Below are 14832 nucleotides of genomic sequence, written 5' to 3' on the forward strand. Positions count from 1 at the left end.
GCCGGTGAGCACGGGAAGGGGGGGGGGATATATGGGCGCACAGTTTGATATCAGCTTTGTATTTTCGTTTTTGCCTAAGTTACTAGGGACTTTAAGCACCACGCTTCTGATTGTCGCCTGTTCTCTACTGACAGGAATTCTTGTCGGCTTTCTCGTAGCTCTGCCAAGACTTTATAAAGTGCCTGTGTTAAAAACCATCTCCGAAATCTATATTTCTTTTTTTCGGGGAACTCCGATTCTTATCCAGCTCTTCTTGTTTTATTATGGTCTGCCCGAAATTATGAAGCTGGTTCATGTCGATATGACCCGGACTCCGGTGCTTGTTTTTGTGATTCTTACTTACGGGCTGCATACGGGGGCATACATGTCCGAAATGATCCGGGCTTCTGTAATGGCGGTGGATAAGGGGCAGGTAGAGGCTGCTTATGCTACAGGGATGACGGGGTTTCAAGCCTTTACGCGAATCGTGCTGCCGCAGGCGCTCGGAATCGCAGTTCCGGTATTCTCCAATCTGGTGATTGCTCTACTGAAAGATACGTCATTGGCCTTTACTCTTGGGGTGATGGAAATGTCAGGTAAAGCACAGACGCTAGGAAGCTTAACTCAGCACTTTATTGAAACGTATATCGCGCTTGTGCTAATCTATCTGGTCATTAGCTTTACAATCGAGAAACTGCTGCTTATAGCAGAACGCCGGCTGCTGCGGCATGAGAAACGGAATACACCGGAGAAACAAACGTTCAAAATCAACAAAAGCTGGTCCTACCGCCGCATCATTGCTGAACTTGGACCGGGTAAAGGAGGTAGCGGATTATGAAGCTGGACCCATCTTTTATCTGGACTGCTCTGGTGCAAATTTTAAGTGCAATTCCTGTGACCTTATCTATTACTGCTGTCTCAGTACTCATTGGATTTGTGATTGGTGTGGCTGTAGCGTTGATCCGGATATACAGAATTCCGCTGCTGTATCCGCTGGCTGTCGGTTATGTTACGTTCATCCGCGGGACACCCATGCTGACGCATCTTTTGCTTATCTATTTTGGACTTCCCGTGTTAATCGATGGTCTGGCAGTGCAGTTCGGCTGGAGCTTCAGGTCGGTAGCCATTCCGATGATCGGTTTTGCCTATATTTCGTTCTCGATTACAGCGGGAGCCTATATGTCCGAGGTTGTCCGTTCCGGTCTGCTTGCTGTGGATCGCGGTCAGCTGGAAGCGGCCCATTCTATCGGAATGACCACGCCCCAGGCACTGCGGCGGATTGTTTTTCCTCAGGCGCTGGCGGCGAGTCTGCCTAATCTGTCAAATTCGGTAATTGGTATGCTGCATGGATCTACCCTTGCTTTTACCGTTTCGGTGGTGGATATCAATGCTAAGGCGCAAATTGTAGCTTCAACGAACTGGAAGTTTTTTGAGGCTTATCTGGCGGCAGCACTGATTTTCTGGGGACTTACGTTCCTAATCGAACGCGTGACGTCGCTGATTGAAAAAAGAATTAATCTGTACAATCGAGGTGGAGTAGCATGATCAAGCTTGCGCAAATTTCGAAGTCATTTGGTCGGAATCAGGTGCTCAATAATATAGATTTAACGGTGACGAAGGGTGAAGTTGTCGTCATTCTCGGTCCCAGCGGCTCAGGAAAAACGACTCTTTTACGCTGTGTAAATTATCTGGAGAAGCCAAGCAGCGGAGAGATCGCCATCGGCGATTTCAAAGTGAACTGCAAACATCCCCGCAAAAAGGAGATTCATCTGCTCCGGCAAAAAACGGCAATGGTGTTCCAGCAGTACAATTTATTCCGCCATAAAACCGCGCTGGAAAACGTGATGGAGGGACTGCTGATTGTCAAAAAGCTTCCGAAGGACGAAGCGAAAAATCGGAGTATTGCCCTGCTTGAAAAGGTTGGTCTTGGCAGCAAGCTGGACGCCTATCCAAGTCAGCTGTCCGGAGGCCAGCAGCAGCGGGTTGGCATTGCCCGTGCCTTGGCGCTCGAGCCGGAGGTTATATTGTTCGACGAACCCACATCGGCGTTGGACCCAGAGTTAGTGGGTGAGGTGCTGGCCGTCATCCGTAAAATTGCCAAGGAAGGCATCACAATGATTGTGGTGACTCATGAAATGGGCTTTGCTCGCGATGTGGCGAATCATGTGGTTTTTATGGACGGAGGCGTCATTGTTGAAGAAGGAACTCCGGCAGAGCTGTTTAACCATCCGCGCGAAGAAAGAACGAAGCAGTTCCTGAAGCGGATCACACCTGAATTTAACTATTCCATATAGGAGGAAAAATAATGGCTATTACAATCAGCGTACTTGATCAAAGTCCGATCTATCCGGGAGAAACGCCGGAGGAAGCATTCCAGCATACGATCAAGCTGGCACAATTGTCCGAAGAGCTTGGATTCCACCGGTTCTGGGTTTCGGAGCATCATGACTCCGAGCAGGTAGCCGGCTCTTCCCCGGAAGTACTTATCTCACATCTTCTGGCTAAAACAGAGCGAATCCGCATTGGCTCCGGTGGCATCATGCTCCAGCATTACAGCCCATATAAGGTAGCGGAGAACTTCAATGTGCTGTCCACACTGGCTCCTGGACGAGTGGATCTCGGTGTGGGACGTGCTCCCGGTGGACTCCCACGTAGCACACAGGCACTACAGCAGGGAAAAGCTGAAACCCCAGACCTGACGGATAAAATCATCGAGCTGGAAAAATATGTACATAACCGCCTCGAAGAAAACCATCCGCTGGCAGGGTTGAAGGCAGGTCCCCTTCCTGGTATTCCTCCTGAGTTGTATGTCCTTGGCGCGAGTGTAAGCAGCGCGGAAATTGCCGCTGAACTGGGGTTACCGTACGTATTCTCCCTGTTTATTAACAGCGATAAGGCGGTAGCGCTGGATGCCATTCGTGCTTACCGCAGCGGTTTCGCTTCTTCACAGGGCAGACAACCGCAAGCGATTATCGCTTTAGCGTTAGTGGTGGCTGAGACTGAGGAGGGAGCGAAAGAACTGGCAGGTGCGCATAAGCTGATCCGGATTCAACTGGCGAGCGGGAAGAAGCTGACAGTAGGGACCTTGGAACAGGCGGAGGAATTTGCCCGCCAGAGCAATGAAGCCTACACGATTGAAGAGCTGGAACCGGAGATTACCAAGGGAACAAAATCATCTGTCCGTGAACAGTTGTTGGAACTTTCAGAGGCGTCCGGTGTCGAGGAGTTCATCATAACGACGAATGTACAGCCCTTTGACAAACGGCTCCGATCCTTTGAGCTACTGAGCGAAGCAATCGCTGAAGTGGCTGCAGAGGCATAAAGCGGGCGGGCTCGGTATCACACAGGAAATCGTGTAAAGGAGGGTGACTGTATATGACAAGTAAAGCTAAAGAGTTGAGTGCGGAAGCGCTTGAAGAAGAATTAATCGGGATACGCCGTCATCTGCACCGGCACCCGGAACTGTCCAATGAAGAATATGGCACAACAGAATATATTATTTCCTTGCTGGAGCGGGCAGGAGTCAGGATCGTAGAATACGGTCTGTCTACCGGCGTGATCGCAGAGATTGGCGGCAAAAAGCCCGGTTCGGTCATCGGACTGCGCGCAGATATTGATGCCTTGCCAATCCAGGAGGAAAGCGGAGTATCCTTCGCTTCATTATATCCCGGCAAAATGCATGCCTGCGGGCATGATTTCCATACGGCTGCCTTGATTGGTGCCGCCTATCAATTGAAACAGCGAGAGCAGCAATTACAGGGAACGGTGCGCCTGTTATTCCAACCAGCGGAGGAGAAGGCGCAGGGTGCACAGCGAATCATTGCTAGCGGGGCACTAGAAGACGTCCGGGCAGTGATCGGGCTGCATAACAAGCCAGACCTGCCAGTCGGAACCATCGGTATTAAGGGTGGTCCTTTAATGGCAGCAGCTGACGGGTTTGTGATTGAAGTGCAGGGTGGTAGTTCTCATGCTGCCGTTCCGGAAGCTGGCATAGACCCGATTGTAGCGGCTTCGCATATTGTGACGGCATTCCAGTCCATTGTAAGTCGCAATGTCAGTCCGCTGCAGAGTGCGGTGGTCAGTGTGACGCAGATTCACAGCGGCAATTCATGGAACATTATCCCCGAAAAAGCGGTGCTTGAAGGGACGATCCGCACCTTTGATGAAACGGTGCGCAGCAAAGTGCTGGAGCGGTTTCAAGAAGTGGCGGTCGGTGTAGCAGCGGCTCTTGGAGCAGAAGCTACCGTTCGCTGGATAGAAGGGCCACCTCCGGTTATCAACGATCCCTCCCTAGCAGCGCTTGGAGTTGAATCGGTCGAAGCTCTTGGCTACCGAGCGATTCAGCCAGAGCTTTCTCTGGCTGGAGAGGATTTCGCCTTCTATCAGCGCGTGGTACCCGGACTGTTCGTTTTTGTAGGTACTGAAGGAAGCCAGGAATGGCATCATCCGGCCTTCAATCTGGATGAACGTGCACTCCCTGTGGCAGCACGTTTCCTTGCGGATGTAGCTGTACGATCCCTAGTGCAGTACAGTCCCGAAGGAGGTGCAGAATTATAGCTGAACATAACAGTTACGATGTAATTATCGTCGGCGCAGGCTCGATGGGCATGAGTGCCGGTTACTATCTTGCGAAGCGCGGAGTGAAGACGCTGCTAATTGATGCCTTTGATCCTCCACATACACAGGGAAGCCATCACGGGGAAACGCGGCTGATCCGGCATGCTTACAGTGGTGATCCCGCCTACATTAATTTGGCTCTGCGGGCAGATCATTTATGGCAAGAAGCCGAGCAGTTGAGCGGAATAGAACTGCTTGTCCGCTCGGGCGTTTTGAATCTCGCAGATAGTGCAGTGTATTCCTTCAGCGGTCGTCTCGCGGAAGCAAAGAAACGGAAGGTGCAGGTCCAGCATCTGGATGCCGGAGAGATCCGGCGGCGCTGGCCGGGATTGAACATTCCGGAAACATTCGCAGCAATGTATGAACCAGATGCCGGGTATTTGTACAGCGAGCGCTGTATCTCCGCCTACCGCCAGCTTGCCCTTGGACAGGGTGCGGAACTGTTGACGAACACTTCGGTAGTAAACATCACCGCCCGCGAAAGCAGTGTAACAGTTCATACAACAAACGGCGATTATCACGGAGCGTCAGCTATCCTTAGTGCCGGAGCCTGGTTTGGTGCGTTAGCGCCTTTTGTGCATTTGCCAATCAAGGCGATCCGCAAAGTTGTGGGCTGGTTTGAGAGCTCACCTGCTTTTGCAGCCGGTAACTTCCCTGGCTTCACGCTAGGAGCTGAGGAAGGTGGCTATTATGGCTTTCCCAGCATTGCTGGAGCCGGTCTGAAGATCGGCCGGCACGATACGGGGCTGGAATGGAAACCAGGCACACTACTTGCTCCCTTTGGCAGTGAAACCAGCGATGAGCAAGACCTCCGAAGAGTACTGGAGACTTACATGCCGGGTGCAGCTGGCCGATTACTTAAAGGATCTGTATGCAAATATGAGCATACACCTGATGAAGATTTCATTATTGACCGCCATCCGCTCCACTCCAATGTGCTGGTAGCCGGAGGGTTCTCAGGGCATGGTTTTAAATTTTCTAGTGTTGTAGGTGAAATACTTGCTGATTTGGCGACAAGTGGAGCTACCAACCACAACATTCAACCTTTTGCGTTATCACGTTTTACACCTGATCATTCGCAAGCAGGCCTAATTTTGGAGGGGATTTAATGAGCAAAGTTCAAATTAGCAATTTTTTAAGTACGCACAACCAACTGGTGCATGCAACCGCAGGGTTATCAGAGGAACAGCTGAAATGGAAGGCAGCACCAACGAGTTGGAGTATTACTGAGGTGTTAGCCCATCTAGCTGATCACAGCATTGTGGTTTCGTTCCGTATCCGTGATATTCTCGCTGCTACAACTGCGCAGCTGCCAGTCTTCAATCAGGACACTTGGGTCAGCGGCCAGTACGCCAATAGTGGTAGTGCTTCCGATAGTCTGGAGTTGTTCCGCAGCCTGCTTTATTATAACAGTCTATTGTTTGAACGACTCAGCGCAGAGGATTGGGAGAAAAGCGGGGTTAACTTCAAGGGGGAAAACGTTAAAATTTCCGATATCGTCCATAGCTTCACCGCACATGTAGAGAGACATCTTGGCCAGATTGAGCGAATCAAGCAGGGCGCAGCCAATGCATCGTTCGTGCAATGAATACTTTCATAGTTAGTTTTGCATGAAGTAAAACCTGGGAATCGTATGCTCACAAAACTTTTAGGAGGAATGAACATGACCAAACCAAAACAACTGAAGCTAGGCGCACTGCTGCATGGAGTAGGAGGCAGTACGTCGATGTGGCGCCATCCTGATGCTAAGCCGGATGCAAGTGTAAACTTTGAATTATACAAAGCGTGGGTACAGAAGGCAGAAGAAGGCAAGCTGGATCTGATCTTCATCGCAGACGGTTTGTACATTAATGAAAAGTCCATTCCGCATTTCCTTAACCGGTTTGAACCGCTGACCATTCTTAGCGCACTCGCCGCCGTCAGCACCAACATCGGTCTGGTTGGTACCCTGTCCACCTCCTACAGTGAACCGTTTACCGTCGCGCGTCAATTCGGCTCACTGGATGTAATCAGCGGTGGCCGGGCCGGCTGGAATGTGGTGACTTCACCGCTGGAAGGCTCTGCCTCGAATTACAGCAAAACAGAGCATCCTGACCATGGCAAGCGTTACCGTATTGCTACCGAATATTTGCAGGTGACCCGCGGATTATGGGATTCCTGGGAGGATGATGCGTTTGTTCGAGACAAAGAAACAGGTGTATTCTTTGATCCGCAAAAAATGCATACCCTGGACCATCAAGGAGAGTTCTTCTCCGTGAAAGGACCGCTCAATATTGCTCGTTCGAAGCAGGGGCAGCCAGTCGTGTTTCAGGCAGGTTCCTCAGAAGTTGGTAAAAATTACGCCTCAAAGGAAGCGGATGCTATCTTCACTGGCCACGAAACGCTAGAAGATGCCCAGGCATTCTATAGCGATGTTAAGACACGGGTAGCTTCATTTGGCCGGGATCCGAATGAGGTGCTGATCTTTCCTGGTATTGCACCAATCATTGGCGACACATCAGAGGAAGCAGAGCGTAAATATCAGGAGGTTGCTGGTCTCGTGACGATTGAGAATGCACTGAACTATTTGGGCAGATTCTTCGAGCATCATGATTTCTCGCAATATCCGCTGGATGAACCGTTCCCTGAGCTTGGCGAGTTGGGGCGCAATAGTTTTCAGAGCGGCACGGATAAAATCAAAAAGGACGCGAAGGAGAGAGGCTTAACACTAAGACAGGTCGCCTTACAATCCGCTACCCCGCGCAGCAGCTTTATTGGCACACCTGAGCAAGTGGCTGATCAGATTCAAACCTGGTTTGAGGGTGGAGGAGCAGACGGATTTATGATCGCAGCTGCTGTTCCTAATGGACTGGAGGAATTCGTCGATCGGGTAGTGCCGATTCTGCAAGAGCGGGGCCTGTTCCGCACTGAATACGAAAGTAGCACCCTGCGTGGAAATCTCGGTATTCCATTGCCAGAGAACCGCTATTCCAAGGCTTCACAACCGGTAGGGCAAAAAGCCGTACATTAACAATAATAATTTGAATCGAATAATTAGCTTTCGTCATAAAAAATGTAACGCAGCCGTTTAAGGCTGCGTTTATTTGCGTGCGAGCGGAGCTTGTCTAACAACGTAAGCGCTTTAAAGAACCAATCAGAGCAATAGATAACCAATCACTGTTATATAGGCAGGGTTCCCGCTGCACCTTATGATAGAAATATCAAGGAGGGATGTAAATTGTACGCTAAGTTCTACAAGTACCGATGGCAATACTTAATGATTCTTCCGGGAGTGCTGTTGCTATTTTTGTTCAGCTATATTCCGATGGCAGGGATTCAGGTCGCCTTCCGCGACTTTCAGATTGGCACCTCGATCTGGAACAGCACATGGGTGGGATTAGACAACTTTTCTTTCCTGCAAGATCCCCAGTTTTTAACTGTCGTCAAAAATACGTTATATATATCTGTGCTTAAGTTCATCTTCGGATTCCCGGCACCGATTCTACTGGCACTGGTGATTAACGAGGTAACCCGGCCTGTATTTAAGCGATTCGTGCAATCGGTCAGCTATTTGCCACATTTTTTCTCATGGATTGTAGTCGCTTACATCCTGCAGTCTTTTCTGACTTTGGATGGTGGGCTGGTCAATCAGTTCATCGAGAAGGCAGGCGGTGATCCTGTATTTTTTCTGGGTTCCACGGAGTGGTTCCGGCCCATGGTTATATTAAGCGGCTTGTGGAAAGAGACCGGCTGGAACACGATTCTCTATTTGGCTGCGATCACAACGATTGATCCGCAATTGTATGAGTCCTCCAAAGTAGAGGGTGCAGGAAAGCTAGCCCAGATTCGGCATATCACCTTCCCGGGTATTCTACCGACAATATCGATTGTGCTAATTCTGAGTATCCCTAGCCTGATTTCAGTAGGGATGGATCAGATTTATCCGCTGATGAATTCTGCTAATCAAGGGGTCGCGGATGTACTGGATACGTATATCATCCGCAACGGATTGCAGCAGGGATATTTTGGAATGGCGACCGCAGTGGGATTGTTATCCTCAGTGATCAGCTTGATATTGGTTGTTTCGACTAATCAGTTATCCAGAAAAATAAATGGTGAAGGATTATGGTGATGGCATATGAAGCTCAGCAGAGGTGAAAAAATAGCTCAATACGTCATCGTCATAGTACTGGCCGGTCTGTGCTTGTCTGTACTATATCCATTCCTATACATGCTGGCCATCTCACTGAATGACGGTGCAAGTGCGGCCAAAGGTGGCGTGTATCTATGGCCCAAAAATTTCACATTAATTAATTATGAGATTGTATTAGGAAATGAGATTATCCGCCAGTCTTATCTAATTACAATCGCTAGGACAGTCATTGGCACATTCGCAGGACTTATCGTCACACTTCTGGTGGCCTTTGGCTTGTCCTACCGCGGCCTTCCATTAAGAAGCACGATTCTAGGCTATATTCTTTTAACCATGCTATTCAGTGGAGGACTGGTTCCTTTCTATATTCAGCTTAATAATCTCGGGCTTATCAACACGTTCTGGGTGTATATTTTTCCCGGGCTGTTCTCGGTCTGGAACATGTTTGTCATGCTGAAGTTTATACAGGGAATCCCTGAAGCTCTGGTAGAATCCGCTGAACTAGATGGAGCCGGTCCTGTTCGTACTCTGATTCAGATTATTATTCCACTCTCTCAACCTATGCTTGCCGCACTTGGATTGTTTACCGCAGTGGGACACTGGAATGACTGGTTCGCCGGTGCTTTCTTCGTCACGAAGCAGAACCTGATTCCGGTGCAGACCTTCCTGCAGCAATTGCTCGCTGCTCAGGATTTATCCGCTGTCCTTGGCTCGAATACCAACCAGGAAGCTTTGGCGAGAAGCTCACAAATGCAGAATATTACACTGATGTCGATTAAGATGGCAGTCGTTATGGTGAGTGCAATCCCCATCCTGTGCGTGTATCCGTTCCTGCAGAAATATTTTGTGAAAGGAGTTCTTGTAGGGTCAGTAAAAGGCTGATTTTCAATAATAGAACAGGGGGAAAAATCAATGATATTCAAAAAAACGGGTCTAGCCGCTTTGGCTGCAGCAACCTTACTGATGTCTATTGCCGGATGCTCCGGATCAGGTGAGAATACTGCGAACAAGCCTGGAAGCGACAATGAAACGTCAAGTAACCTGCCCGCCAGTGGCTCGACTTCCTTTAATCTCTGGCTTGGATGGACGGCAACCATCAATAATGATAGTTTGGTCCAGAAATATTGGCGTGAACAGGAGCCTGGAGTAAATGTGAAGCTGGAAACCACTCAAGGCGACGCAATGACTGCACTTAATTTGAAGATAAACACAGGCGGCTTTGAAGATGCAGCTATCTTCAGCCGAAACGAAACGGTCAAAAGCGCGATGAACCGGTCGAAACAGCTTATGCCGCTAGAGCAGTATTTCGACATGCCTGACAAATATCCAGGACTGGCGTCTATTCCAAAGCAGTATCTGGAACTTATGAAGGATAATGAGGGTCATATCTGGTCCATTCCTACCTGGTTTGACCAAAACCCGGAAGATCCGTGGCCAGGCTGGGCATCTCAAGCCTGGATTGTCAGAAGTGATGTGCTGGAGAAAACAGGTATGACCAAAGAGGACTTAGCAACGTTAGAAGGAGTTGAGACCTTCCTTCGGAAAGCTGCAGAAGAGAAGGATGCTTCCGGCAAATCGCTTATTCCTCTATCATTCCTAATGGACACTAGTGATAATCTGGGCTGGAGCGATGAAAACGCGATTTTGACCGCATTCGGGGTGACTACAGCAGGTAATGGCGTTGACAAACGCGGCGATGATTTTGTATTCGCTTACGACGATCCCAATTATAAAGCAGCTTATCAATGGATGAACAAGATGTACCAGGAGAAGTTGATCGATCCAGAGGTCGTCACCAGCAAAAGAGAACAGTATACAGAAAAGAACAAATCGGGTCGTATTGCCTTCAATGTCGGCAGCTTCTGGAACATTCCTGCCTCAGCCTGGGAGACATTGGACGGCCCAACAGAACCAGGGTGGTTTTACGAAGCAATCCCTTTTCCTAAAGTGGATGGTGTAGAGAAAGTCGGAATTAATCAGGTTACCAATCCGAATCCAGGCTATGATGTCTATGTTAGTGAAAAAACTAAAAATCTGGAAGCTATTCTGAAATTCTTCGATTATACCTTGCAACCAAAACCCGAGCAGCAGCAGGTCATTAATGAAGGACCGGCGGGATTATACTGGGATTGGATTGATCAACCGTTGGGCAAATGGAAATTCACAGACGAAACCTACAAGACGAGCCGCAATTCCGGAGACACCGCACAAAAAGCTAAAGTCACCCCTGAGCTTTACATGACTGCCTCTTACAGCAATGAATGGTACCCATGGTGGAACACAGAGGATGCAGGGAAAGCCGGAGCTGCTAAGACCATTAAGTTCACAGAAGCTATCGGCAAAATGGGAACGATCCGCGTGGCAGAGCCTTATGATCTATTCCAGATGAAACAGGGCGGCGCATGGGAGAAATATTCACCGGAGATCGAAAATATCCGCAAGGAATATCGAGCCAAGCTTTTAATGGCCAAAGACGAGGGGCAATTCGAAAAGAATTGGAGCGATTTCCAAGCAGCACTAGAGAAGCGTGGGCACTGGAGTGAAGTCAAGCAGGAGTGGCTGGATACGTACAAGGAGGAAGTAACAGCCTTGCAATAGACAACCGTGCCGCTCTTTCAGTCGCGGATCGTAAACGATAAAAAATTAATGGAGCACCTCTCACTTGGAGGGGGCTCCCTTTGCACTTCATGGGGGGAATCTATGATTAAACAACAAATAGAGAAATGGATCATCCGTATGACCCGTTCCATGAACCTGAGGAGTAAAATTGTATTATTCTACGGACTCATTGTATTTCTCCCCACCGTACTGCTGGCTGCAGGTGCAGGGTACATGATGCTTCATACGGTGCGGGCCAATTATATGCTTACGATCAGGGAAGCCGTTCGGCAAAGTGCGCAGAGTATTGAATTCAGGAAGCAAAGCTATGATCTGCTGGCTACCCGAACGGCTACGGATGGTGAGCTGATCTCTAGATTAGCCAGGGACTATGCGGATATCGATGAACAATTGGGTACGGTCAATTATGTGGACCGATCCTTTCTGCTCACCAGCAAATACTTGCCAGGTATTGAGAATTTCCGAATCTATCATACCAACGATACACTAGTGCAAGATGGAGGGCTTCTGTGGAAGCCGGAAGAACGGAGCCTTTCGGGAATTCGAGAGCGGGATTGGTATACGAAAATGCTTCGCACAACAGACAATCTGGTATGGACTAATGCAGCTGACGACAGGACTAAGCTAGTGGTATCCCATAAAATTCTGAACGCGTATGGAGATGTTTACGGGATTGTGTACCTGTTACTGAACTATAACGGTGTCTTCATGGAATCGTTCGAACATCCTTTTGAAGGGGCCGGAGAATTGTATATCGTTGACGACAACGAACGCATTATTGCATCCTCGGAGCCCTCTGAAATTGGCAGCCGGTTATCCTCATCCTCCTTAGGTCAGTACTGGAACAACTCGTTGGAAACCTCAGCAACAAAAAGCGGGATGATGCTGATCACTCAGGAGATTAAGTCTGGCTGGACGGTTGCCGCACTTGTGCATCTTGACCGACTGGAGGAGCAGTCTACGCGGATTATGTACTATATCGGAGCAGGTATTGCATTTTTCCTGCTGCTGTCCATCTTTCTAATCATGATTGTACTTAAAAATGTGATTTGGCGGATCCGCAAGCTGGGCACCAGGATGACAGATATCTCACAGGGCTATTTCGAAGTTACAGTGAGAAACCGTGACAACGATGAGCTGGGGGAGCTTGAGGTATTGTTCAATTCCATGTCTGGCCGTTTGAGAAAACTGGTCGAAGAACATACAGAGGCCATGCTCAAAGAGCGGGAGCAATCATTCAGGGCGTTGCAGGCACAGATTAACCCTCATTTTATTTATAATTCGTTAAGCCTGATCCGTTGGCGGGCATTAGATCAGCAGGACGAATTGCAAATCCGAACCATAGATGCGCTGACGACATTCTATCGGCTGGCACTCAATAACCGGGTTAATGTGACGCTGATCCGTGACGAAATTGAGCATCTGAAAGCGTATATCGAAATTCAGCAGCTGCGTTATCCCGGTCAGGTATCCGTAGAGTGGCTGGTAGAGCCGGACGTTCTTGACCTGTACAGCATTAAGCTGATCCTACAGCCAACGGTCGAGAACTGTTATCTGCACGGGGGCATCACAACTAGAACTCATGCTTTTATACAAATTACGATCAAACGAGTGGAGAATACGGTGCAGTTTCAGATTTTTGATAATGGAAAAGGGATTGGCAGTGAAAAGCTGGAACAGATCCGTGCCGGCAGCTACACGGGTACGCAAAACGGATTCGGGATGAACAATATCCGTGAACGTCTTGCATTGTATTTTGGCACAGAGGGCCGCTTTGAGATTAAAAGTGTAGAAGACGAATGGACTTGTGTAACCATTGATATCCCTGTTTGCAAGGAAAGTCCTGAGATAAAAAAGGGGGATGGAGCTTAATGCGGGCATTAATTGTCGACGACGAGCCTATGCAGATTCAAGGGCTTCTTCGTCATATTGGCTGGAAAGCTCTGGGGTATGAGGAACCGTTAACTGCATTATCTGGTGAAGAAGCACTAACGATTCTAGGAGAAACTCCTGTGGATGTGCTGATCGCTGACGTCTCGATGCCCGGTATGACAGGGATCGAACTGCTCGCCAGATGCAGAGCGGATTATCCGACACTCCAGTCTTTACAGACTGTGATGATCAGTGGATATGACGAGTTTGAATTTGTGCAGGAGGCTATACATCTGGGAGCTAAGGCTTACGTTCTGAAGCCCATCAAGACGGAAGAACTCGAAATGAAACTGGCTGCGTTCAGAGAAGTAGTTGAGAAGAAAAAACAGATTGAACAGGAAACCACTATACTTAGGGAGAAAGTTACAGAGAGCTATGAGGTGCTGCAGGAACGTTTCGTCAAAGATATGGTTGAAGGCTGGATCCACAGTGAAGAGCTGCTCGAATCCTGGCGGCGCCTGCTGGATCTGCCTAATGGGGAATGGCAGGCAACATTATTCCTGTTCGGATATGACCGCAGGTTCCTAGATAATCCGCATGATGCCAAGGATCGGATCCTGCTTAGCGAAGGGCTATTGAACTGCGTTAAGACTGGTCTATCTGGTTTCTCCGGTACCTATATAGGGAAGACAGGAGCGGATGAACTGGCCGTCATTGTGCTGAACGCAACGCCATTGGTGCGGGCAAGACTTGAGAAGCAGCTTGCGTTTATCCAAGATATCCTAAGAGAGCAGTATAAAGCCTCCGTCTCGGTCGGAATCAGCAGAGAGTGTTTGTTCTGGACGGAAATACCGTTGCTGTATAAGGAAGTAAGGCATATGATGAGCGGTGCCAGGCTGGCCGGCTACGGACAAATCCTCTATTTCGACCGGAACTTGATGAATGAATATCATGATTTCAGGTTGCGTGAAGAATACATTCCGGAAATCGTTAAGCTACTGGACAGAGGAGAGAGCGATAAAGCTTCCGCTTATTTCAATCATGCTTTCGAAGGGTTACTTGCACGAGAGCCTGTATCCTTTTCCTATGTGCAGGCTTTCGGAATGGGTTTGCTTAGCGAACTAGCCAGAAAACTGAAGCGTGTACATGAGAAGGAAACAGAGATGAACATCCTCATGTGGCAGCGGCTGATCGACTGTACAGGCGTAGATGAAGTCAGGAAGGTCGTACTGGAATATTTGGCGCAATATGCTAAGCTTAATCAAAGAGAGCAGGTCGCTCAGCAGCATAACCTTATCCAGCGGGTCGCCCGCCAACTGGAGGAGCATCTGCATGAGAACATGACTGTTAAGCAGCTTGCTGAGCAGTTCCACTTGAATCACAGCTATTTAAGTGTTCTCTTCAAGAAAGAAATGGGCCGGACGATTTCCGACTTCGTGCAGGAAGCGCGTATGAACAAAGCCAAGGAACTGCTTCGTGACCCCAATATTAAGGTTTACGAGGTTGCCGAGCAGGTGGGCTTTCAGACCGCGGCTTATTTTGCCTTCCTTTTTAAGAAAACAACCGGCACTACACCTCAGGAGTTCAGAGATTATCATTATTAGGAGTGATAT

13 protein-coding genes are annotated in these 14832 nt (G+C 48.8%); all 13 read left to right on the forward strand.

The annotated features are described in order from the left end of the window. The first annotated feature begins 31 nt into the window (after positions 1-31). The 13 genes from MHH46_RS15830 to MHH46_RS15890 all read left to right on the forward strand — a co-directional run bounded on the left by MHH46_RS15830 (position 32) and on the right by MHH46_RS15890 (position 14823). Positions 32-817, forward strand: a complete 786-nt coding sequence (locus tag MHH46_RS15830) for an amino acid ABC transporter permease (RefSeq protein WP_076190343.1) — start codon at positions 32-34, stop codon at positions 815-817. Then, entirely contained in the window at positions 814-1524 is a 711-nt protein-coding gene (locus tag MHH46_RS15835; protein ID WP_076125553.1) for an amino acid ABC transporter permease, read from the forward strand. The genes MHH46_RS15830 and MHH46_RS15835 overlap by 4 nt, the downstream gene beginning before the upstream one ends. Beyond that, positions 1521-2273, forward strand: a complete 753-nt coding sequence (locus MHH46_RS15840) for an amino acid ABC transporter ATP-binding protein (protein ID WP_076125552.1) — start codon at positions 1521-1523, stop codon at positions 2271-2273. Before MHH46_RS15835 ends, MHH46_RS15840 begins: the two co-directional genes overlap by 4 nt. A gap of 11 nt (positions 2274-2284) precedes the next feature. Next, positions 2285-3301, forward strand: coding sequence for an LLM class flavin-dependent oxidoreductase (locus MHH46_RS15845; RefSeq protein ID WP_076125550.1), 1017 nt, complete (start codon positions 2285-2287; stop codon positions 3299-3301). Between the two features lie 53 nt (positions 3302-3354). Continuing rightward, a complete protein-coding gene (locus MHH46_RS15850; protein WP_076190342.1) occupies positions 3355-4536 on the forward strand; it encodes an amidohydrolase in 1182 nt (393 codons plus the stop codon). Beyond that, positions 4533-5705, forward strand: a complete 1173-nt coding sequence (gene solA, locus MHH46_RS15855; RefSeq protein WP_076190341.1) for an N-methyl-L-tryptophan oxidase — start codon at positions 4533-4535, stop codon at positions 5703-5705. Before MHH46_RS15850 ends, solA begins: the two co-directional genes overlap by 4 nt. Then, the gene (locus tag MHH46_RS15860) at positions 5705-6184 is read left to right on the forward strand and encodes a DinB family protein (RefSeq protein ID WP_076190340.1); all 480 of its coding nucleotides are present in this window, start codon (positions 5705-5707) and stop codon (positions 6182-6184) included. Before solA ends, MHH46_RS15860 begins: the two co-directional genes overlap by 1 nt. A gap of 75 nt (positions 6185-6259) precedes the next feature. Then, positions 6260-7606 carry an LLM class flavin-dependent oxidoreductase gene (locus MHH46_RS15865; protein ID WP_076125544.1) on the forward strand — a complete coding sequence of 449 codons (1347 nt, stop codon included), beginning with the start codon at positions 6260-6262 and terminating at the stop codon, positions 7604-7606. A 207-nt stretch (positions 7607-7813) separates the two neighbouring features. After that, positions 7814-8707 (forward strand): sugar ABC transporter permease, encoded by an 894-nt coding sequence (locus MHH46_RS15870; RefSeq protein ID WP_081387769.1) that lies wholly within the window; start codon positions 7814-7816, stop codon positions 8705-8707. A gap of 6 nt (positions 8708-8713) precedes the next feature. After that, on the forward strand, positions 8714-9610 hold the full coding sequence (locus MHH46_RS15875) for a carbohydrate ABC transporter permease (protein WP_036677267.1): 897 nt from the start codon (positions 8714-8716) through the stop codon (positions 9608-9610). A gap of 30 nt (positions 9611-9640) precedes the next feature. After that, positions 9641-11326: a hypothetical protein gene (locus tag MHH46_RS15880; RefSeq protein ID WP_076190338.1), complete on the forward strand. Its 1686-nt coding sequence runs from the start codon at positions 9641-9643 to the stop codon at positions 11324-11326. Between the two features lie 102 nt (positions 11327-11428). Further along, positions 11429-13219: a sensor histidine kinase gene (locus MHH46_RS15885; RefSeq protein ID WP_076190337.1), complete on the forward strand. Its 1791-nt coding sequence runs from the start codon at positions 11429-11431 to the stop codon at positions 13217-13219. Then, positions 13219-14823 (forward strand): response regulator, encoded by a 1605-nt coding sequence (locus MHH46_RS15890; protein ID WP_076190336.1) that lies wholly within the window; start codon positions 13219-13221, stop codon positions 14821-14823. The genes MHH46_RS15885 and MHH46_RS15890 overlap by 1 nt, the downstream gene beginning before the upstream one ends. Positions 14824-14832 lie beyond the last annotated feature (9 nt).

The sequence above is a fragment of the Paenibacillus sp. FSL H8-0175 genome, assembly GCF_045040615.1.
GTDB lineage: Bacteria > Bacillota > Bacilli > Paenibacillales > Paenibacillaceae > Paenibacillus_AQ > Paenibacillus_AQ odorifer.

Bases quoted from the DNA above. Each gene is read 5' to 3' on its own strand.
- MHH46_RS15830 (WP_076190343.1), top strand. From the start codon at position 32: ATGGGCGCACAGTTTGATATCAGCTTTGTATTTTCGTTTTTGCCTAAG.
- MHH46_RS15835 (WP_076125553.1), top strand. From the start codon at position 814: ATGAAGCTGGACCCATCTTTTATCTGGACTGCTCTGGTGCAAATTTTA.
- MHH46_RS15840 (WP_076125552.1), top strand. From the start codon at position 1,521: ATGATCAAGCTTGCGCAAATTTCGAAGTCATTTGGTCGGAATCAGGTG.
- MHH46_RS15845 (WP_076125550.1), top strand. From the start codon at position 2,285: ATGGCTATTACAATCAGCGTACTTGATCAAAGTCCGATCTATCCGGGA.
- MHH46_RS15850 (WP_076190342.1), top strand. From the start codon at position 3,355: ATGACAAGTAAAGCTAAAGAGTTGAGTGCGGAAGCGCTTGAAGAAGAA.
- MHH46_RS15860 (WP_076190340.1), top strand. From the start codon at position 5,705: ATGAGCAAAGTTCAAATTAGCAATTTTTTAAGTACGCACAACCAACTG.
- MHH46_RS15865 (WP_076125544.1), top strand. From the start codon at position 6,260: ATGACCAAACCAAAACAACTGAAGCTAGGCGCACTGCTGCATGGAGTA.
- MHH46_RS15875 (WP_036677267.1), top strand. From the start codon at position 8,714: ATGAAGCTCAGCAGAGGTGAAAAAATAGCTCAATACGTCATCGTCATA.
- MHH46_RS15880 (WP_076190338.1), top strand. From the start codon at position 9,641: ATGATATTCAAAAAAACGGGTCTAGCCGCTTTGGCTGCAGCAACCTTA.
- MHH46_RS15885 (WP_076190337.1), top strand. From the start codon at position 11,429: ATGATTAAACAACAAATAGAGAAATGGATCATCCGTATGACCCGTTCC.
- MHH46_RS15890 (WP_076190336.1), top strand. From the start codon at position 13,219: ATGCGGGCATTAATTGTCGACGACGAGCCTATGCAGATTCAAGGGCTT.